The organism is Paenibacillus sp. HB172176 (genome assembly GCF_011947265.1).
Lineage (GTDB): Bacteria > Bacillota > Bacilli > Paenibacillales > Paenibacillaceae > Pristimantibacillus.
In genome coordinates this window covers 1-940 of the sequence record NZ_JAATHD010000082.1, presented here as the reverse complement: position 1 = coordinate 940, position 940 = coordinate 1, and the positions used below count along the sequence as shown (strand labels likewise).

The following is a 940-nucleotide window of genomic DNA, read 5'->3' as shown; positions in this document are numbered from 1 at the left end:
GAGAGCTGAAAATCGTTCCGGCTGAAGTGAAAGTGGTCGAGCATAAGCGCCATGTGTATGCCTGCCGCCGCTGTGAACAGGAAGCGATTCGCACGCCGATCCTTACAGCTCCGATGCCCGCGCCTGTGGCACCTGGTTCTCTCGCCTCGCCGTCCATTCTGGCTCATATCATGAGTCAGAAGTACGTGGACAGCTTGCCGCTCTACCGACAGGAACAGGCCTTCTTGCGTTTGGGGGTCGAACTGTCCCGGCAGACAATGGCCAATTGGCTCATTGCGGGCAGCGAGCGATGGCTGACTCCACTGTATGACTACATGCATGCAGAGCTTTTGAAGCGAGACATTGTGCAAGCGGACGAAACGACTCTGCAGGTTTTGAGAGAGCCTGGACGCGCCGCGCAGACGAAGTCGTATCTGTGGCTGTATCGCACAGGCCGCGTCGGTCCTGACATGATCCTCTATGATTATCAGCCTGGACGAGATGGAAAGCATCCCGAAGCGTTCCTCGCAGGATTCAAGGGATATCTGCAGACCGATGGCTATAGCGGCTACAACAAGGTGAAGAACATTACGCAGCTCGGCTGCTGGAGCCATGCACGCAGATACTACCATGAAGCGCTTCAAGCCTTGCCTGCGGCACAACGTTCAGAAACAGCTGCTGCCGAAGGATTAGCTTTCTGCAATGCGTTGTTTGCCGTGGAGCGTAGATACAAGGATGCTTCGCCGGAAGAGCGTTATGCGGTCAGGCTAAAGGAGAGTAAACCGATCCTGGACGCATTCTCTGCTTGGCTGGAGCAACAGAATCTGCGTGTATTGCCGAAAGGATTGCTAGGAAAAGCGATCACCTACAGCATTAACCAGTGGGAGAAGTTGAATGTCTTCTTGCAAGACGGTCGGCTCGAGATCGATAATAATCGAAGCGAACGCTCGATTAAACCGAC

At 54.3% G+C, this 940-nt stretch carries 1 protein-coding gene; it reads left to right on the top strand.

Going from position 1 to position 940, the window contains the following annotated elements; all coding sequences use genetic code 11:
* Positions 1 to 940: IS66 family transposase (gene tnpC, locus HFP08_RS28880; protein WP_168124081.1), on the top strand; the 940-nt coding region annotated here is incomplete at both ends.